14 protein-coding genes are annotated in these 20,712 nt (G+C 32.2%); 11 read left to right on the top strand and 3 right to left on the bottom strand.

The window, feature by feature from the left end; translation table 11 throughout:
- The first annotated feature begins 36 nt into the window (after positions 1-36).
- The 6 genes from JHL18_RS26480 to JHL18_RS14010 all read left to right on the top strand — a co-directional run bounded on the left by JHL18_RS26480 (position 37) and on the right by JHL18_RS14010 (position 12,196).
- Positions 37-4,098: a S8 family serine peptidase gene (locus JHL18_RS26480; protein ID WP_200270214.1), complete on the top strand. Its 4,062-nt coding sequence runs from the start codon at positions 37-39 to the stop codon at positions 4,096-4,098.
- 106 nt (positions 4,099-4,204) lie between these two features.
- The gene (locus JHL18_RS14030) at positions 4,205-5,566 is read left to right on the top strand and encodes a peptidoglycan-binding domain-containing protein (RefSeq protein WP_200270212.1); all 1,362 of its coding nucleotides are present in this window, start codon (positions 4,205-4,207) and stop codon (positions 5,564-5,566) included.
- 228 nt (positions 5,567-5,794) lie between these two features.
- A complete protein-coding gene (locus JHL18_RS14025) occupies positions 5,795-7,582 on the top strand; it encodes a heme NO-binding domain-containing protein (protein ID WP_200270210.1) in 1,788 nt (595 codons plus the stop codon).
- 176 nt (positions 7,583-7,758) lie between these two features.
- Complete coding sequence (locus tag JHL18_RS14020) at positions 7,759-8,460, top strand: response regulator transcription factor (protein ID WP_200270208.1); 702 nt, start codon at positions 7,759-7,761, stop codon at positions 8,458-8,460.
- Positions 8,432-10,708 carry a sensor histidine kinase gene (locus JHL18_RS14015; protein WP_200270206.1) on the top strand — a complete coding sequence of 759 codons (2,277 nt, stop codon included), beginning with the start codon at positions 8,432-8,434 and terminating at the stop codon, positions 10,706-10,708. Before JHL18_RS14020 ends, JHL18_RS14015 begins: the two co-directional genes overlap by 29 nt.
- 309 nt (positions 10,709-11,017) lie before the next feature.
- The gene (locus JHL18_RS14010; protein ID WP_200270204.1) at positions 11,018-12,196 is read left to right on the top strand and encodes an MFS transporter; all 1,179 of its coding nucleotides are present in this window, start codon (positions 11,018-11,020) and stop codon (positions 12,194-12,196) included.
- 242 nt (positions 12,197-12,438) lie between these two features.
- Here the strand turns inward: JHL18_RS14010 and JHL18_RS14005 are convergent, their stop codons facing one another.
- From JHL18_RS14005 to JHL18_RS13995, 3 genes are all read right to left on the bottom strand, one after another.
- A complete protein-coding gene (locus tag JHL18_RS14005; RefSeq protein WP_200270202.1) occupies positions 12,439-13,344 on the bottom strand; it encodes a radical SAM protein in 906 nt (301 codons plus the stop codon).
- 256 nt (positions 13,345-13,600) lie between these two features.
- Entirely contained in the window at positions 13,601-13,744 is a 144-nt protein-coding gene (locus tag JHL18_RS14000) for a hypothetical protein (RefSeq protein ID WP_200270200.1), read from the bottom strand.
- A gap of 215 nt (positions 13,745-13,959) precedes the next feature.
- A complete protein-coding gene (locus JHL18_RS13995; protein WP_200270198.1) occupies positions 13,960-15,009 on the bottom strand; it encodes a transporter in 1,050 nt (349 codons plus the stop codon).
- 364 nt (positions 15,010-15,373) lie between these two features.
- Between JHL18_RS13995 and JHL18_RS13990 the strand changes: the two genes are divergently transcribed.
- The 5 genes from JHL18_RS13990 to JHL18_RS13970 all read left to right on the top strand — a co-directional run bounded on the left by JHL18_RS13990 (position 15,374) and on the right by JHL18_RS13970 (position 20,548).
- Positions 15,374-16,468: a hypothetical protein gene (locus JHL18_RS13990; RefSeq protein ID WP_200270196.1), complete on the top strand. Its 1,095-nt coding sequence runs from the start codon at positions 15,374-15,376 to the stop codon at positions 16,466-16,468.
- A 279-nt stretch (positions 16,469-16,747) separates the two neighbouring features.
- The gene (gene mnmL / locus JHL18_RS13985; RefSeq protein ID WP_200270194.1) at positions 16,748-17,689 is read left to right on the top strand and encodes a tRNA modification radical SAM protein MnmL/YtqA; all 942 of its coding nucleotides are present in this window, start codon (positions 16,748-16,750) and stop codon (positions 17,687-17,689) included.
- Positions 17,690-17,771: 82 nt separating this feature from the next.
- Complete coding sequence (locus tag JHL18_RS13980) at positions 17,772-18,881, top strand: ABC transporter ATP-binding protein (protein WP_200270192.1); 1,110 nt, start codon at positions 17,772-17,774, stop codon at positions 18,879-18,881.
- 12 nt (positions 18,882-18,893) lie between these two features.
- The gene (locus tag JHL18_RS13975) at positions 18,894-19,841 is read left to right on the top strand and encodes a PucR family transcriptional regulator (RefSeq protein ID WP_200270190.1); all 948 of its coding nucleotides are present in this window, start codon (positions 18,894-18,896) and stop codon (positions 19,839-19,841) included.
- Complete coding sequence (locus JHL18_RS13970; RefSeq protein WP_200270188.1) at positions 19,841-20,548, top strand: 2-phosphosulfolactate phosphatase family protein; 708 nt, start codon at positions 19,841-19,843, stop codon at positions 20,546-20,548. Before JHL18_RS13975 ends, JHL18_RS13970 begins: the two co-directional genes overlap by 1 nt.
- The last annotated feature ends 164 nt before the right edge of the window (positions 20,549-20,712 follow it).

Raw genomic sequence — 20,712 nt, 5'->3', positions numbered from 1 at the left:
TATTTTTAGGAGGAATTTACTATAGATAGCGGTAAAGTGGATGCAACACTTAATCTATTAGCTAATGTACCAAATGAATTAATAGGAAAACTATCAAAGATATCGGAGAATGAAAAGATAAACCAAGGTAGTATAGAGGTTGTCATATTATTTGGGGATAATGTGGATAAAGTTGTGCAATCTGTGGATAAAGTCGGGGGAAAGCTTGAAAACCTAGGATTTGGGTTTGGCATAGTGACGATTAAAGCTGTGGATATCAATAGAATTTCTGAATTAGAAGGTGTTCAATACGCAGAATTGCCAAAGGTTTTATTTACCTCGGATTTGAATAGTAATAGAGCAGCGTGTGTTCCGCAAGTATATAGTGAATATAATGTGACTGGAGCAGGGGTGTTGGTAGGATTTATTGATACGGGAATAGATTATACCCATCCAGCATTTAGAAATCAGGATGGTACTACTAGAATAGATTATATATATGATCTTACAGCGCAAGGAAAAGTATATGATAGAAATATTATAAATCAAGCATTGAGTTCAAATAACCCACTATCTGTAGTTGATGTCACAGATCCAATAGGCCATGGTACTCATGTTGCTGGTATTGCCTGTGCTGGAGGGAATATAAATAGGCAATACTATGGTGTAGCATATGAGAGTTCTATAGCAATGGTAAAGACAACTCGATATGGATTTGCCAACTATGCTTTAAGTACTCAAATAATGAGAGGAATAAGGTTCTTAATTGATCGTGCAGCTGAATTGAAAAAACCTCTAGTTATAAATATTAGTTTAAGTACAAATGATGGGGCACATAATGGAACTAGTTTGTTTGAACAGTATATACAGACAGTCTGTACTTTAGAAAGAATAGCTATAGTTATAGCAGCAGGAAATGAAGGAGAAGCAGCTCATCATGTTGGTGGGGAGCTTAGAGAACAAATAAATATATCTCTTTCAGTTTCAGAGGGAGAACCAACGCTTACCTTGCAGCTATATAAGCCACTGCTTAGTAATTTATCACTTGTTTTAACCACTCCATCAGGTATAAGAACTGGTGAAATAATTTTAAGTGAAGGATATAAGGAGACAACGGTTGATGGTAATAGGTGTCTTATATATAATACAGGACCAAGACCTTTTGATATTGCAGGGGAAATAACAATAAGTCTTGTCCCTGTAGGAGAAACTTTAACCGCAGGTGAGTGGACTATAACTTTAAAAACTTTAAATCAGTATAGAGGACTTTATGATATATGGTTACCAATAACTGAGGCATTGAATCCAAACACCAGGTTTCTGCAACCTAATGTGTTTAATACACTAGGTATACCAGCTACTGTGGAGGCTGCTATATCAGTAGGAAGTTATGATTATAAAACTAACAACTTATCTCCTTTTTCAGGGAGAGGAAGACTTCTTAATGTTTCATTTAATAAACCTGATATCTCTGCACCTGGGGAAGGGATATTAGCTCCAGTGGAAGGTGGAAGGTTTGATTCTAAGACAGGAACATCTATGGCGGCACCGCATGTAGCAGGTATATGTGCATTATTACTTCAATGGGGAGTTGTAAGTGGTAATGATCCTTTCCTGTTTGGGGATAGACTAAAATATTATATTATGAGAGCAGCTGAGAGGGAAAGAACAGATGTTGCTTATCCTAATCCTAGTTGGGGATATGGCACTATATGTGCGTATGATGCATTGACTTTACTAAGAGCATCGCACGAAGGGAGAGGTTACATGAGAGAGGATGAAAATAGACAAGGAAATACCCAGGAGAGTGTGAACCCAAACAATCTACAGACTACTACAGGGACAGTAGGGTCTCAGCCCACTCAACCCTATCTAATAAATCAAAATAATCAACCGTATACCTTACAAGGAGATCAAACTTCAGCTAATCAGCTAGGTAGCACTCAAACGATACAACAAAATATAACAGGAATGACTGGGGCATTGGGCAATCCTCAAACCACAAATCAACAAGGGGCAATAGGACAAAATGTTCAGGGAAATGATTTGCAAAGCCAAACAGGTGGAATCAATCAAGTGGGGACTCAACAAGGAACAGGGCAAGGTACTAAAACTAATAATCAACCAGGAGGGTTGCAAGTTACACCTGGAATGGGTCAGGAAGGTAATCAGTCGCAGAGTACACAACCAGGTATTAGTTCTACAGGCATAGATAATTCTGGAGTTGGAACAGACGACAATTTATTTTTAAATCCCAACTATAGGTATTTTGCTATAGAATATCAAGGCGATATAAGGAATGCCATCAATAGATATGGTGATGCAGATGTATTAGTTCTAGATGAATTTAATGCAGTATTAGTAGCACCAATAAACAAAATAAGCGATATTGCTGCAAATGTGCCAGAGGTAATAAATATAGATCCAGGAAGAATCTTTACTTTATCTGCAATATCGCCAGTTGAAGCTGCGGATGCAACTCTATTTCATAATAATGTATATCTTCCACTAAATGGTCAGGGAGTAATTGTTGGCATTATTGACAGTGGAATAGATTATCTAAATGATGAATTTATAAAAGAAGATGATACTACAAGAATCGTAAGGATATGGGATCAAACTGTACAAACTCCTAATGAGGTGCCAATAGGATTCCCATACGGCACTGAATACACAGAACAAGAAATAAATAGCGCAATAAAGGCAAAAAGAGCTGGAAGCGATCCTTATGCAATTGTTCCGTCTAGAGATGAAATAGGACATGGTACTCATATGGCTGGACTTGCAGCGGCTAGAGGAAAGGATCCTGCAGTTATAGGAGCAGCACCTGGAGCTACATTAGCTGTGGTAAAGGTTAGAGAAGCTCCACAAGGCTATTTAGATTATTTTTTTGCATATGGTCAGGCTCCAGGTAGATATGGGAATGTTGATGTACTGCTAGCTGTAAAGTACTTGTATAACCTGGCAATAAGTCTTAGAAGACCTATGGTAATATACTTACCACTTGGCACAAATTTAGGATCTCATGATGGAAATGCTTCTATAGAGAGATATATTGACGAAGTCGCTAAAGTTAGAGGAATAATCGTAGTTACGACTACTGGAAATCAAGGTGAAGCAGACACCCATACAACTGGAACATTAGCTAAAAATGGAGATAGCAGCATCATAGAATTGAGAATTGGAAGAGATCAAAGAAATATTCAGTTTGAAATTTGGATTGGGAAACCAGATAAATTTTCATTGTCAATAGTATCGCCTTCAGGTGAGATTATACAAAGAATACCGCCTAAGTTGAAGCAAACTAGTGAAATAAACTTTGTATATGAGAGAACTAAGATGAATATTGAGTATGCAATCCCAGAAAATACTACAGGAGATGAAAAAATTGTAATCAGAGCAAGAGACATAAGAGAAGGAATATGGCAGTTTAGGCTTATTGGGGATCTTGTAGTTAACGGTAGATATGATGCCTATCTACTACAAAGAGATTTATTGGCACCAGATACAAAGTTTTTGAGTGGAAATCAATATACTACACTTACTATTCCGTCTACATCAAGAAGAATAATATCAGTGGCTTATTATAACCAAAATAATAATGCAACAGTAGGGGAATCTGGAAGAGGTTATACAAGAGATAATAGAATAAAACCTGATATCGCTGCAGGTGGTATAAATGCACTAACTACTGATGTTGGAGGAGGGACTGTTACCGTCTCAGGTGCAAGTGTGGCAGGTGCAGTTACTGCTGGATGCTGTGCTTTACTTCTTCAATGGGGAGTTGTTGAAAAAAATGATCCTACTATGTATGCTGCAAATATAAAAACGTATTTGTATAGGGGAGCTAACAAGAGAGAGGGAGATGTATATCCAAACCCTCAATGGGGATATGGAATGCTAAATATGAAGGGCGTATTTGATAATATAAGAAGTGTTTTTAATATGAAAGAAGAAGCTGAGATTCAAGTTTTTAATGAAGAAAACTATATATTAGAGGAAAATCGTAAGAATAGAGATGAAAACCTATTATATGATGATAATTATAGAGAAGACGATGAATTTGTAGAGTTCAATAAAGGGAACTTAATAATTAGAATACCGAAGATTAAAGAATAGTTATATTTTAGATAAATATATATAGCTTAGTTTTCGACAGGAGACATTCACAAAACCTTTGTTAGAAGCATATTATAGTAAAGAAAAATTTAAAAGGAGCTATATAATGCCATTTAGGGGAAATTTGAAAATTCAATGTTTTCAGGGAGAAAATTATATTCCTGTAGATAATGCACGGATAACTATTACTCCTACAGGGGAGTTTGCTTCTCCAAGTGCTCAAACTACTCAGTTAAGTACTGATTCAGCAGGACTGTCTCCAGTTATTCAATTGGATACGCCTCCGTTGGAGTATTCCCAGGTTCCAAATAATCAAATTCCTTATAGCTTAGCAGATATAAGAATAGAAAGAGCAGGGTTTGAACCCTTATTTATTAGAGGGTGTCAGATATATCCTGATAGAGTTGCATATCAGGTGTGCAATTTAAGTCAAGTATCAAATACAAGACAGGGGCAAGATGTAATTCAAATACAGCCTAATAAACTTGTAGGAAACTTTCCGCCTAAGATTCCGGAAAATCCAGAAAAGCCACTACCACCACCAACTAGTGGAGTGGTTTTGCCTAAACCTGTAGTTCCGGAGTTTGTAGTAGTTCATCAAGGTGGACCTAATGATACTGCCGCACCAAACTATACAGTAAGATTTAAGGATTATATAAAGAATGTGGCTAGTTCCGAGATTTTTCCTACCTGGTCTGACAATACAATTAGAGCTAACTTGTTTTGTATAATATCATTTACTCTTAATAGGATTTATACAGAATGGTATAGAGGAAAAGGAAAGAACTTTGATATAACTAGTTCTACAGCCTTTGACCACGCATTTAGTTACGGAAGGAACATATTTGATAACATAGAGAGGATAGCTGATGAAATATTTGCAACCTATATTAAAAGGCCAGGCAGAAGGCAACCATTATTGACTCAGTATTGTGATGGAAAGAATGTTCAATGCCCAGGCTGGTTAACTCAGTGGGGAAGTAAGTACCTTGGTGATCAAGGAAGAACTCCATTCCAAATATTAACTAACTTTTATGGTTCAGATCTTGAATTAGTAACAGCAGAACAAGTTAAAGGTATACCAAGTTCATATCCAGGTTATAATCTTAAAATAGGGTCTAAAGGGGAGCCTGTTAGAACTATTCAAACCTATTTAAACAGAATTTCAGTAAACTATCCATTAATACCTAAACTTTCAGTGGATGGAGATTATGGAGCAAATACAGCGAGATCTGTTAGGGTTTTTCAAGAAGTATTTAGTCTTCCACAGACTGGTGTAGTTGATTATGCTACATGGTATAAAGTATCTGATGTGTATGTTGGGGTAACGAAGATTGCTGAATTAAGAGATTCGGAATATACAAGAAATGATAAAGGCATAGAAAGGGTATTTTTCCCACCAACAACATCAAATATTTATAGAGGCAACGATGTGCCTTGTGTAAATTATTTTGATGATTTATTTTAAGTATGATGGATTTTTATAGATATAAAGAGAAGTGCAGGCTGTTTTATAGTCTGCATTTTTTTTTGTTAAAATAATTAAATTTTATTTATATTTCTAACTAAAAATACTAAAGGTAGAATAAAGATGGGGATATCTACGAATTACTATTAATTAAGGCTGTTTATTTAACGATAATAATAGTATAATGTAGCTAATGAATAACTGTTATTAGTTAGAAGGAGGAGCACTATGAAGGGAACGGTAGTTTCTACTTGGCTTAAAACCTGTAGAAGACTTTATGGTAATGAAGTTGTAGATAGAGCTATGACAAATGTAACATGGGATAGTGGGAGGATTTTTACACCACTTGAAAATGTGGATGATAAAGTTATAGGTAATGTAATAAAGTACATAGCTGAAGCTAAACAGATGAATATAAGTAAACTTTGGTACATATTGGGTGAAAATAATATAGAAACTTTTTATAATGATTATCCAGCTTTCTTTAGAAAATTGAACTTATATACATTTTTAAAGGCAATGAATGATGTACATGCAGTAATAATGAGAAAATTCTCTGGAGCTAAACCTCCAGCTTTCCAGTTAGAGCCTGTAAGCAAGAATCAGGCTGTATTTGTATACAACTCTCCAAGAGGTATGTTTGATTACTTTCAAGGATTATTAAATGGTAGTGCTAAAAAGTTTGGAGAACAAATATCTATAGAAGAGGTAGCAAGGACGGAAACTTCATTATCTCTTAAATTAACTTTTCAGTATGAGATATTAAATAAAAAGAAGTATAGGTTAAACAAACTATTATCTTTTGGATTTGTAAGAAATATAGGAATAAAATCTGCAATACCTACTTTCATAATTACTGCAATAATAGGTGTTATAATGTCTGGAGTAACTAATGGTGTTATAGTAGCTGGTGTTGCAGCTATATTATCTGCTTTATTTACCAATATGATGCTTGCACCTAAGAAAGCGATAATAGATGAACTTAATGCTATGGCAGAAAGAAAGTATAGTAATCTGCAACTACAATCAAATGATATATTTGAAGATATATTTAATAGTATAACTAATGTTAAAAATATGTGGTCTCAAGATCTGACATCCTTTAATAGTGTAACGGATGAGATGAATGTATTTTCAAAGGACATGTTCCAGATTACAGAATCTATGAGATATACAACAGAAGAAATCAGTGGATTTTCTGGACAAGTTGCAGAGATGTCTACTCAACAGGATGTAAATACAGAGAATCTATTAACTCAGATTAATAAGAACATAGAGGAAATAAATTCTTTAGTTAGCAGTGAAAACAGAAATAAGACTGAATTAGATAAAGCGGTTATAAAAATTGGAGATAGCTATGAACATGTAGAGAGAGCAAGTACTCATATAAATGATACATTGCAATCCTTCATGGGAGTAAAGGAAAGCGGAAGAAGGCTTCAGGAAAAAGCATCGGATATCACTAGTATAGTATCAATAGTTTCTGGAATATCAGAACAAACAAATCTTTTAGCTTTAAACGCTTCAATAGAAGCAGCTAGAGCCGGAGAGCAAGGAAGAGGCTTTGCAGTAGTTGCTGAATCTATAAGAAAACTAGCAGAGCAATCTAAGGGGGCAGTTAAAGAAATCAATCAAAATCTAGATGTTTTTGCTTCTGATATAAATGGATTAGTTGATAACATAGATAGCCAATACAAAGTTCTTGAAAAAGAAACTTCGGCACTTAAGGATGTTAAAGATATAAGTTTTGAAGCAAAGAGCTCAATACAAGATGTTTCAGAAGCTATAAATAGTTCTATAGAAGCACTTAATAGGGAAGCTGATTCTATCCAAGAAATGTTTAAGAGTATAGATTCTTTAGCTGCAATAGCAGTAGAAAATGCAGCTGCATCAGAGACTGTAAGTGCAAGTATAGAAGATTATAAAAAAGAAATCGACAAGACTATAGATAGCATTAGAAAGATTGAAGGTATAATAGACATATTTAAAAAAGAGTTAGCTAAGTATAAGATGTAATAAGGATGAAACACCGATAATAAGCAAAATTATTGGTGTTTTTTCATTTTGTAAGAAAAATTTAAGAAATATGATAAGTAATTTGTAAGATTTAGGGAGTAATATTAAGTAGAGGATATAAGGGGGGATTTGATGGTATAATATTGTATAAATGTATTAATAGGGGGATAAAGGACTTGGACAAGTATAATATTTTAGTAGTTGATGATGAAAAAGAAATAACTGATGCTATGGAGATATATTTAAGTAATGAAGGATTAAATGTCCTTAAAGCCTATGATGGAATAGAAGCTTTAGATATTTTGATGAAAAATGATATTCATCTAATAGTGATGGATGTTATGATGCCTAAATTGGACGGCTTAAAGGCGACCTTTAATATACGGAAGGACAAGAATATACCAATTATAATCTTATCAGCTAAGTCTGAAGATGTTGATAAGATAATGGGGCTTAATATGGGAGCTGATGACTATATGACAAAACCTTTTAATCCTTTAGAGCTCATAGCTAGAGTAAGATCTCAGCTTAGAAGGTATTTAAAACTAGGGAATTACGAAGCTTTAGATAAAGATGAAATAGGTACGGGAGGTTTACTTCTTAATAGATTAAATAAAACTGTGTCAGTAGACGGAGAGGACATCAAGTTAACGTCACGAGAATATAAGATATTAAATCTTTTAATATCAAGTCCAGGTAGGGTATTTTCAATAGATGAAATATACGAAAATGTATGGAACGAGTTCAGTTATAATGCTGATAACACAGTAGCGGTCCATATTAGGAGAATAAGAGAGAAGATTGAGATTAACCCTAAGGACCCTAAATATTTAAAGGTGGTATGGGGAGTTGGGTATAAGATTGAAAAACAAAAATAGGGTATTAAGAGAAGTTTTATTAATAGTGGCCATGCTTTCGTTGGCGACAGTACTTATTGTTTCTGTTAATGTTATAACTAATAAAGAGGTTCTTGAAAAAGATGGGTTTTATAAGACTGAAAGCTTCATGAAGATAATAAGGAACTTTAATTCTGATGTTGTTGATTTAACAAAGAAATATAAGAGTGAAGAGTACATTAAAAGTGAGGAATATGCTAAAAATTTATCTTCAGACGATATTGAAGCTAAAAGACAAGAATTAGTAAATAAATCACAAGATGAATCGAATAAATTAATTCACGAATATAACAATAAAATCAGTGAAGCAAATGAAAAGAATGCTTTTAATGAAGCGGATAAAATGAAAGAAGAACTAAATAAAGGTCTACAAAATTTAAAAGAAGACTATAATTTAAAGATAAATAATTCAGATAACTTTAAAAAAGATATCATAGATGAAAAATTGCAAACATTTAAAGACTTAAGAAAAAGAGTAGACGGTTTTAAAAATATTAAATATGTATTAATTAACGGTGATGATGGTACAACTAAAGCTAATATAAAATATGACTCTAATAATATAAAGGCTAGTTTTAAAGACAGTACAGGGTTTTACTTAAAAGTGTATGGCAACAAAGATTCAAATCAATATAATGATATATACGATTGCAATGTAGATATTAGAGGTAGTAATAGTGGAGAGGGATGGTTTTACTCATTAGTTAATACAGTTAGGAATTCAAACTTAACGATTTATATGTCAGTTCCAGAAAGACCTTCTGAAGGTGATGCAATATATTTTGCATATAGAGATTTCTATAATTTAAAAGTAAGGATTATTAATGAAGCAATAGTATCTGTAGTAGCACTTGTAATTTTTATAATTTCGTTAAGTATGCTTATATATCGTAGAAAGCTTATAAAGGAAAATGTAATAGGGTTTAAAAGGTTGCCAATTGAAATCAGAGTTATTGGGGCTATAGCTATAATTGCTTTAAATATATCAATTTTGATTAGCTACCAGCAATATTATCCATACAGGAGACTGCAAGAAATTTCATTAGTAGAAATAGAAGCTATAGTAGGGATTGCACTTACATTAATTATATTGATAAAGTTTATAGTGCCTATATTTTATAAGCAAGCAAGACAAGAGATGGTGAAGAAGGCTTTATCCTGGAAGGTATATGGATTATGGCAGAAGGTGGTTGTATATGGTAGAGAGTTCACATATATGAGAAGCATATTCTTTAAAGCTATTGTAGTGATATGTATAACTATATTTATTCTACTACCGTTATCGATGTTTACAGGAATTTATATAGAACACCATTTATTGATTAGTTTTATTTCTTTATTTATAATATTAGCTTTTGCTGCATTTATTTCAATTTATATATTTAAGAAACTTATTGTGTTAGATAGGATTATAGCAGGAACTGAAAAGATAACGAATGGAGATCTAAATTATACCATTGATATAGGAGGTCAAGGAAATCTGTCTAAGCTTGCGAATAATATAAATAATATGAAAGCAGGTCTTAAGAGTTCTATTGAAAGTGAGATTAAGAGTGAAAGACTAAAGACTGAACTTATAACTAATGTTTCACATGATTTGAAGACTCCGCTTACATCTATAATAAACTACGTAGATCTGTTGAAGAGAAATAATGGGTCTCCAGAAGATATGAAAAAATATATTGATATTCTTGATAGAAAGTCTCAAAGACTTAAGATATTGATTGAAGATTTATTTGAGGCATCGAAGGCTGCTAGTGGATCCTTAGAGGTCAATATGGAGAAAGTTGAAGTAACATCTCTTCTCAAGCAGACTTTAGCGGAGTTTGAAGAGAAAATAAGCGAAGCAAGACTTGATTTTAGAATAAACTATCCAGAAGTTAAGTTGTATATAATGGCTGATGGGAAAAAGCTTTGGAGAGTTTTTGAAAATCTAATAAACAATATTCTTAAGTATTCTTTACGTGGAACTAGAGTTTATATAACCGTAAATAATGAGAATGGTAAGATAAAGATATCAATGAAAAATATTTCAGCCTATGAATTGGATATTAATCCTGAAGAGATATTAGAAAGATTTAAAAGAGGAGACCAGGCAAGAAATACAGAAGGATCTGGTCTGGGACTAGCTATAGCAAAAAGTTTAGTAGAACTACAAAATGGAAGTTTTAATATAGAAATAGATGGAGATTTATTCAAAGCAAATATAATGTTTGAAGAAGTAGAGTAGTATAAAAGTTATAATTAAAATAAGAGAGGTCTGATAGGCACTCTCTTATTTTATGTGCATTTTTTCTCAAAATTAAGCACTTACGAGCAGGGGTCATATTTTGCACTGTATTAATACAATTTATTATTATTTCCATTGTACTTATGTATAAGTGTTATATAATGTAACTTGGAAATGTCAAAGACAGATCAGTAGTATATATAGGCCTTTCATATCGAATTTTGAGCTTATATAAAAAGGTAAAGTTTATAGCATCCATTTATTCAGAGGTCGTTTATATGGAATACTAACAAAGGGGTGGCTGGTTATATGAAAAAATCTAATATGCTTAGTATTAAACTTAAGTTTCTTTACGTATTCCAATTTGCAGCAATGGCATGTTTTTATCCTTTTTTGACATACTATTTTCAAAGCAAAGGATTTAGTTATACTCAAATAGGGATTGCTATGGCTGTTTATTCAATAACAGGAGTTATAACTCAACCTATTTGGGGTGTGATTACTGATAAGTATTTGGATAAAAGAACTTCTATTTTGATAACTATGGTTTTTAGTTCTTTAATTATATATCTATTTGTTTTTGTTAATGGATTTTATTCAATTTTAATGAGTATGATCTTTTTATTAATGTTTCAAAGCTCGGTTAATCCATTATCTGATGCTTATAGCTATGAGATCATAGATCATAACAAAGATATCCAATATGGAAAAGTAAGACTTATGGGTTCTTTTGGATATGCGGTTGCGGCATTAACTATTGCACAGGCAGTAAAATATACAAGCATTAATAGTTCGTTTATTTTATTTTCCATTACTATGCTTTTAGGGGCCATAATAGTTTGGAGTATTGATTTTAAAAGTAAGTCTCATCATAGTAAGATGGATATTAGCTCTATTAAGAATCTTATGAAGGATAATAGATTTTCAGTTTTTATGATTTCAGTAATAATAGTGAATATATCTTTTGGTATTAACGGAAGTTACATAACGGTGTTGATACAAAAAACTGGAGGAGATGTATCTAAGCTAGGGATATTATGGTTTGTTCTTGCAATAAGTGAGTTACCTACTTTGTTTTTAGGAAATAAGCTATTAAACAAGTTTGGAGAGCTAAATTTACTTATGATTGGACTGGTATTTTATGTGCTTCGTTACTTTTTAGATTCGTTAAGTACTTCCTATACTTCTGTTATAATTATTCAAGGTATGCAGTCTATTACCTATCCTTTATTCTTGATATCATCGTATCAGTATATGAATAAGATTACTCCAGCGAGAATGAAGTCCTCTGTAATGACTTTCTTTGCAGCTGCATGTGGTATTGGTAATTTTATAGGTAATATAGGAGGGGGAATTCTTTTAGAACATATTAGTATTTTCCTTTTATTTAGAATTATATCGTTCATTTGTATGATATGTCTGATAATTGTAGCAATACTAAAAAGAATAAACGTATCTATAAAAGAAGAAAAATATATTAATATATAGAAAGAGTCTTAACCTATAGGGTTCCATTGCGAAAACTTAAGTTATGCATGTTCGAAAATCGTGCACCTATGAATTTTAGGCATGCATAACTTAATAGTTGAAGTTGGAACCCTATATGGATGTGCCACTTCATAATAAAGTTTGTATTTCCATATTGAAGTAGAAGATCTTTAACTGGACTCATATATGATATGCTTCCAATTGAGTTAATACTTTAAATTGTTTTTGTTTAATGAATAAAGTTAAACACCCTCATTTTTGAAGGAAGGGATAAAACTTTTACTGTTAGTTCCAGAGTCTTGAATAAATCCGTTTTTAATTCCAATAGATAAGGCATAATCAATAAGTGAATCATAATGCTTTGGATTAAGCACTTTATCTATTTCAGGGTAATTAGGTGCTTTATGCATTGGGGTATATTGATTCATAATACTTATATATACGGAATCTCCGAAGGTTCTATATATGTCATCAATTACTTTTTTACTATCAAATAATAGTCCAGGCAACATAAGATGACGAACTATCACACCTTTAGAAATGATTCCTCTTTCATCAAATTTAGGAGTACCAACCTGCTTAAGCATTTCACCAATCAATGAATTAATGTTCTCCACATACCCTTTTACTGTAGAATATTTTAATGCATATTTTTCATTAAAGTATTTGTAATCGGGCAAATATACATCAATATATCCATCTAATGCTTTTATTGTATCCACAGTATCGTATCCATTTGTATTATAAAGGATTGGAATTGTTAAGCCTTTACCTTTTGCTATATTCAAAGCTTCAATTATTTGAGGGACATAGTGAGTTGGCGTTACTAAGTTGATATTATTAGCATTTTTCTCTTGAAGTTCTAAAAATATTTCGCTTAGTCTTTTCGTATTTATTTCTTTACCGTTATGTTCTTGACTTATTTCATGATTTTGACAGAATACACAGCTAAGATTACAGTGAGAAAAAAACACTGTGCCTGATCCTTCTTCTCCGGATACACATGGCTCTTCCCAAAGATGTAATGCTGCTCTAGCAATCTTAATTTTATCAGTTGCCTTACAAAAGCCCGTACTTCTATTTAATCTATCTACTTTACACCTTCTATTACAAAGTTCACAATTTTTTAGCATATCTAAATAACTCAAAATAAACACCTCTGATAAATGTTTTAATTTAATAATCAAATAACAACTTATAAATTACAAATGTAATTAAAGCTCAGTGTTGAAATTAAATGGTCATTCATTCGATGCTCTTTAGATGAACAACTCTATAATTGAATTTATATTTTTTTGATTAGGTTGTTCATCCTTAATGAGCTTACGCAAAGAATTAATATGATTTTTTCATATTCCACCGATGCACCACTTCATAACTATTTTATATTTTCAAATTCTCTGCTCAGAATCCAGCAGAGTTTTGAAAATAGTTTAATGATTGAAGTGTTTCATCTTTAGCTAAAACTATAAACTCACTACGTTCGAACAGTACAGTTTTTACGCCATTCCATCTGAAAAAATCATTTAATTCTAATAGCTCGCTCATAGAGCATCTCCTGCATAACCATTTAATTTCAACAATATTATTAAAGGATTACGTCTAAATAATATCATAAATAATAATTTTTATCATTCCTTAAAGAGGCTTGTTTGAATTTATCTGAGGATAAAGATATAGAAGGATTTTTGAACTTAAATCATAATTAAGGGTAAAAGAAAACCAGTGAATTGTTAAGATCCACTGGTTTTGTAAGCTGAAGATTATCTCATTTTTCGAACATAAAAATAAATACATTGGCTTATAAATATTAGACTTAATACACCAAACATAGGATATAAAGTGGATATTAAGTTAGTGAAGCCTACTTGAGAAACTAATATAGCTAGTCCAATAACAAGGAATATAGCAGTGTCGTATTTGATTTTAAGAACTTTATCTATAGTTTTTGAAATTGAAAATACGTCAGATACTTCAGTAGAAAACATCTCTAACCATATTATAACTAAGAGGACTATCTGTAGTGCTCTACCGAATCTATTAGTTATATATAGTAATGGTATTTCGTACTGATATATATATGGTTGATTTAGCATTAGCATAAGGTTTATAGCCATACATAATAGAGTTAAGCCTATTGCACCTAAGGAAATTCCTAGTATCACGGTTTTGGGCTTTTTCATTTCTGTGCTTAGAGGCACGAGGACGCCTGAGCAGCACAATATATTATAGCCAGAGTAAAGTATAGTTGATAACCACCAGTTGCTTTTTTGAGCACCAAGACTTTTAAGGTGAGGTATAGTAACTACATCTTTATAGAACACTAGATATAGAATTAGTATAGTTGATATAACTAATATTAATGAAGGTACTATAAAAGAGTTTACTTCTATTAGCCCGGAGGTTTCCCTAGTCAAAGCTAATAAAGCAGCTGTAGCCATTATTAAAGTACCTAAAATTTTTGGTATGCCAAAAAATTGATGTAGTAAGGCTCCACTACCTGCCAAAATTATAGAGGCAGAAGAGATTAGATAAAGTGTAGTTATGACACCTGTTATTTTTCCTAAAAAATTAGGGCTTACTACATTTATAACTTCTCCATATGAATTTAGCCCAAATTTAATGCTAATTTTAGCCATTATTGAACACATAGCTATGTAAAACAGCCCACAAAAAATAATGCCTATGAAACTTTTATATCCGTAAGATGTAAAAAATTGTGTTATCTCTTTTCCAGAAGCTAGTCCAGCTCCTACGATTGTGCCTATAAATACTGCAGCTACCTGAAAAACCTTTAAGGCTTCCTTTCTCACGATATCCCTCCATGTATATTATTCATAATAAATATATAGAGATTGTCCACTTTTTATTCATAAAAGTTAGAAGAATATTTATATAATAGTTTTTACTTAAATGGAAAAGCTATTTTATATAGCTATGTATATAGATCAATAAACTATAGACAGTTATATTTATATTGATCTCAAGAATATTCAAAGGCTTAATTTAAGATATTACTAAACATTGGTTTAGTTAGATGTGTTACATCTCTAGATAAAGATGAAATACTTCAATCCAAAACTATGTTAAAAACTCCTCCGGGTTCTGAGGGGAGAATTTAAAAAAATAAATTTAATTAGAAGTGGTTCATCTATAAATAATAAGGAGTGGGAAGTTATGAAGAAAAGAAGGTTGTTTGTAGTATGTATATTAGTTATAGCAACCATATTTGTTGGATGCAAAAAAAGTAATACTTCTTCAAGTGGATCTAGTTCGGATAGCCTAGTTAATGAAAAGCAAGCTATAAGGGTCGCAGAAAATTATATGAAGTATCTTTCGAGAAACGACTATGAAAATGCTAGAAAGTTATGCAGTTCAAAGCTTGCCAATAAAACACAGGAACTTCAAGATACAGATTTATCTGTGGTAGATTTTTCGGTAAGTGAGATAAATCAATCGGGTAAAAGTGCAATTATAAAAGCTAAAGTAAATAGATTAAAACAAGGAGTTGCAAGAGCAGATATAGATACTTTTTCGATTAAGGTATCTAAGCAGCAAGGTGATGTATATGAAATAGATGAAGTCAAAGCTGAAACTCTTGTAGAAGCCTTTGCTGAAGGAGATAGTATTAAGTTAAAAGCAAAGGATGAGCCAAAAGCTAAGTTAGTTATTTCTATAAAAGATTTACCTAAGGATATGTACCCAAAAACAAACGAAGCTAACATATTAAAAAAGGATATACCAGCAAAAGAATTTACTGCTATTAATTTTACTATATCAGGTCAAAGGATGGGTATATCCACAAAAGATGAAAACAGAGCGTTTGTTGGTATATTAGAAGTAGAAGATGCAATGCCAACAGCATCGTCACAAGGTGGAGGCAGCGGTGGTGGTGAAGGCCAAGATCAAAAACAGCAGCAGGATTCTGATAAAAAGCCATTAGCTAAAAAGGTCAAGGCTGTTGATATATATGATAATGGGATAGTCCAAAAGATTATGTTTTCTCAAGATGAGAATTATATGGCAGTCCAGTATTTGGAGAATAAAGTAGCTAATAGATTGAAGGCTTATAGTGTTGCTAGTGGAAGTATGCTTGAAGCTGAGTTTGATAAGATATTCCCTACAGATAAATATGAGCTTATATTTTCAAAATTTACTAAAACAGAAATGTTTTTTGAAGTAAAAGCTGTAAGTGGTAGAAACGATGTAAGACAGGATGTATTGGGTATGTATAAACTTGATTTTAAAGAATTAAAGGTAGATAAGGTGTAGAAGTTTTTCTGTAACATTACTTTTGTTTATTTACATAGGTAAAAAATATAAAAGTTTAAGTTATGCATGTTTGAAAACTATATATTGCTTTTAGCATGCATAACTTAGTGATTTAATTTAGGTATATATGGTGGATTGTTCTAATAGAAATTGATTTGTACTTGGGTTAGAAGCTATAACCTTGTTGTAGGCATAAATAAACAATTGAAGTATAAGCCTTATAAAGGGTAGAATATAATAAGATATAAATTATTTATGTTTTTATGAAAGGTTGATTATATGGAACAAAAGAAGATGTGGGGAAATAAGCCTTACCATAGTTTAAACTACTTTCTAAGAGAAAGATTTGGAGAAAAAGTATTTAAGATATCTTTAGATGCTGGTTTTACATGTCCTAATAGAGATGGGACTATAAGTAAGGGCGGTTGTTTGTTTTGTAGTGAAAGAGGATCAGGAGATTTTGCAGGAGACAGGAACTTCTCTATAACATCTCAATTTAATGATATAAAGAATATGATGCAAAAAAAGTGGAAAGATGGCAAGTACATAGCTTATTTTCAAGCATATACAAATACTTATGCGACAATTGATGTCCTTAGGGAAAAGTACGAAGAAGCATTGAAACAAGAGGATGTTGTAGGTATAGCTATTGCCACTAGACCAGATTGTTTAGATGAACAAGTTCTAGATCTATTAGAGGAAATAAGTAAAAAGGTATATCTTTGGGTAGAACTTGGACTTCAAACTGTTAGTGATGATACAGCAAAGGTGATAAACAGAGGGTATAAGCTTGATGTGTTTGAACAAGCTGTTGAAAGATTGAAACAAAGATCAATTGATATAGTTGTACACTGTATATTTGGACTGCCAGGCGAAACAGAGGGAGATATGTTTAAAACTGTTAACTATATTGCTCATAGCGGCGTAAATGGAGTGAAGTTTCATTTGCTGCACTTGCTTAAAGAAACTCCGTTAGTAAGATTATATGAACAAGATAAGCTGAAGTTCCTTTCGAAGGAACAATATGTAGATATTATATGCAAATCAATTACTATGCTTCCTGAAGATATGGTTATTCATAGGCTAACAGGGGATGCACCAAGAGCTTCGTTAATCGGACCAATGTGGAGTCTTAAGAAGTGGGAGATATTGAATGAAATAGATAATACTATGAATAGGAATTATTATTGCCAGGGTTTGTACTTTACTACAAATAGCTAAAATTAATTTTGTAATTTCCTCGTATGGAATAAGTGTGATTAAACGCTTACAATTAGAGTATAAAATGCAAGGAGGAGTACAAATGGCAAATTTATCATTGAAACATATATACAAAGTATATCAAGGGGATGTCACTGCAGTAAAAGATTTTAATCTTGAGATTGAAGATAAGGAATTTATAGTATTTGTAGGACCATCAGGTTGCGGTAAATCAACCACTTTAAGAATGATAGCAGGTCTTGAGGAAATATCAGACGGAGAACTTTGGATCGGAGATAAAATCGTCAATGATGTTGCACCAAAAGACAGAGATATAGCAATGGTTTTCCAAAGCTATGCATTGTATCCACATATGACTGTATATGATAATATGGCCTTCGGACTAAAATTAAGAAAAGTAGATAAAGCTGAAATAGATAAGAAAGTAAGAGAAGCTGCTAAGAGCCTTGACATAGAGCATTTATTAGATAGAAAACCAAAAGCACTTTCAGGTGGACAAAGACAAAGAGTTGCATTAGGTAGAGCAATAGTTAGAGAACCTAAAGTATTCTTAATGGACGAACCTCTTTCAAACTTAGATGCTAAACTAAGAGTTCAAATGAGAACTGAAATATCTAAGTTACACAAGAGACTTCAAACTACATTCGTATATGTTACTCATGACCAAACAGAAGCCATGACTATGGGTACAAGAATAGTTGTTATGAGAGATGGATTAGTTCAACAAGTTGCAAGTCCTCAAGAAGTGTATGATCACCCAGCAAACATATTTGTTGCAGGATTCATCGGATCTCCACAAATGAACTTCTTAGATGCTAAGGTTTCAGAAGAGCAAGGAAAGATAGTTCTTACTGTAGGAACAGAGAAGATAGTTCTTAATGCTGAGCAATCATCAGTGTTAAAAAAGAACAATTATGTGGGAAAAGATGTTATAATGGGTATAAGACCAGAACATATTGATGATGATCCAGACTTTATAGCTAGAAATCAAAATTCAGTTATAGAAGCTAAAGTAGAAGTTACAGAATTAATGGGAGCTGAAAGTTACATTTACGTGTCAAAAGACGGAAACAACATGACAATAAGAGTAAATGGAAGTACTAGACTTCAAACTGGTGATAGAGGTAAATTTGCAATAGAAGTTGATAAAATACACGTATTTGATAAGGAAACAGAATTAACAATTTTATAGGAGGGCTAAAATATGTACAATTTCAAAGACTATCTTGCTAGGTTGAGTGAAAATAGTGGTGTGGAGTTTAAAGTATCATTAGATGATAATACGATATTATTCAATTCAATAATATCAGTTGATGGAGCACTGCTATTAGAAAAAGAGCTTTGGCTTGGAGCTCAAAAAGCTAAGCTTGCAATCAGCAAAAGCTTTGAAATGTGCATTCCCCTACTAAAATACTCAATAGAAACTAAATATAGAGAAATATTCTCTATGAGAGAACAACTTGTTATTAATATGTTGGAAGGAAAGGGTGTTTCTTCAGAAGCTTTATATAATGCATTGCCCTTTCTATCCAATAAATGTACACTGTTTCTTATATCTTTAAGTAAAAATAGATATGATGCTCTTAATGTAATAAAAGAATCCTATGATGATGAAAATATAATAAGTATGATTTATAAAGATCACATAGTTATTTTAGGTAATTTTGAGGATGAATTAGAGCATGCAAATAGTATGAAGGACTCTATTCTTTCGGATATATATACAAAGTGCTATATCAGTTATAGCTCCTTTACTGGTGGAGCTGATGATATAAAAAATGCATTTAATGATGCAGCATTGTATATAACTCTTAGTAAGAAATATGATTTGAAGGAAACAGTACATGATTCAGATAAACTTATTTTAGAAAAGGTAATCTATAATATAAATGACAACATGAAGGAAGAGTTGTTTATTAAATTTAAAGATAAGTTTTCTAAGTTTGACTCTGAAATTATAAGTACCATAGAGGAATTTGCAAATTGTGGCCTTAATATTAGTGAGGCAGCTAAAAAGTTATATATACATAGAAATACTCTTATATATAGATTAGATAAAATATATAAAGATACTGGATATGATATAAGAAACTTCAAAGAAGCCTCAATATTTATAATAGCTTTCTTTATCTGGAAGGAGAGAAGAGCTTAATGAATATAGACATTATTGTTTCTGCTGATGATATAAGACCAGAACTTATAGAAAATAAAACTGTTGTAGTTATTGATATGCTTAGAGCAACCTCTGTAATTACCACTGCCTTAGCTAATGGAGCTAAGAAGGTAATACCGGTTCTAACTGTTGAGCAGTCATTTAAGATAGCTGAAAGCCTTAAAGAGGGTGTTATCTTAGGTGGTGAAAGAAGAGCTATTAAAATAGAGGGGTTTAATATGTCTAACTCTCCTTTAGAATATACTAGGGACGAGGTAGAAAATAGAACTGTAATACTGTCAACTACAAACGGAACTAAAGCCATAAATAACTGTCTTATTGCTGATAACATATATATAGGTTGTATGTTAAATGCTAAGGCTGTAGCAGAGAAGCTAAAACAGGACAATAAAGATGTTGTTTTTGTTAATGCTGGAACCATGGGGAGATTTTCTATAGATGATTTTATATGTTCAGGCTATATGATAAAGTGCCTTACTGAAGAGGGAGATGGTTCTCTTACTGATGTGGCTTTTACAGCAAGATATATCTATGAAAACAATAATAATGTATTGGACTATATTAAGAATGCTAGACATTATGAAGTGTTGAAGTCACTAGAGCTAGAAGCTGATATTCAATACTGTGCAAAGAAGGATTTATTTTCTATAGTGCCAGAATATAAGAATGGTGCAATTACAATATAATAAGTTGATAATCATAGAGCTTTCATTAATTGGTGAAGCTCTTTTTTGATGTCTGGGAAATATATAAGCTTTAAGATGTAACTAGACATATTAAGGAAGGGTGTAGAGTGTAACTATAAAACAAAAAGTAAGCTTTCAAGGCTCTCTTAATTATTAAGAAGCTT

Source organism: Clostridium yunnanense (genome assembly GCF_016595795.1).
GTDB classification, from domain to species: domain Bacteria; phylum Bacillota; class Clostridia; order Clostridiales; family Clostridiaceae; genus Clostridium_AR; species Clostridium_AR yunnanense.
This window is presented reverse-complemented; position numbering and strand designations above follow the sequence as displayed.

Coding starts and splice junctions, on each gene's coding strand:
- JHL18_RS14030 (WP_200270212.1), top strand. CDS start 4,205: ATGCCATTTAGGGGAAATTTGAAAATTCAATGTTTTCAGGGAGAAAAT.
- JHL18_RS14025 (WP_200270210.1), top strand. CDS start 5,795: ATGAAGGGAACGGTAGTTTCTACTTGGCTTAAAACCTGTAGAAGACTT.
- JHL18_RS14010 (WP_200270204.1), top strand. CDS start 11,018: ATGAAAAAATCTAATATGCTTAGTATTAAACTTAAGTTTCTTTACGTA.
- JHL18_RS14000 (WP_200270200.1), bottom strand. CDS start 13,744: ATGAGCGAGCTATTAGAATTAAATGATTTTTTCAGATGGAATGGCGTA.
- JHL18_RS13990 (WP_200270196.1), top strand. CDS start 15,374: ATGAAGAAAAGAAGGTTGTTTGTAGTATGTATATTAGTTATAGCAACC.
- mnmL (WP_200270194.1), top strand. CDS start 16,748: ATGGAACAAAAGAAGATGTGGGGAAATAAGCCTTACCATAGTTTAAAC.
- JHL18_RS13980 (WP_200270192.1), top strand. CDS start 17,772: ATGGCAAATTTATCATTGAAACATATATACAAAGTATATCAAGGGGAT.
- JHL18_RS13975 (WP_200270190.1), top strand. CDS start 18,894: ATGTACAATTTCAAAGACTATCTTGCTAGGTTGAGTGAAAATAGTGGT.
- JHL18_RS13970 (WP_200270188.1), top strand. CDS start 19,841: ATGAATATAGACATTATTGTTTCTGCTGATGATATAAGACCAGAACTT.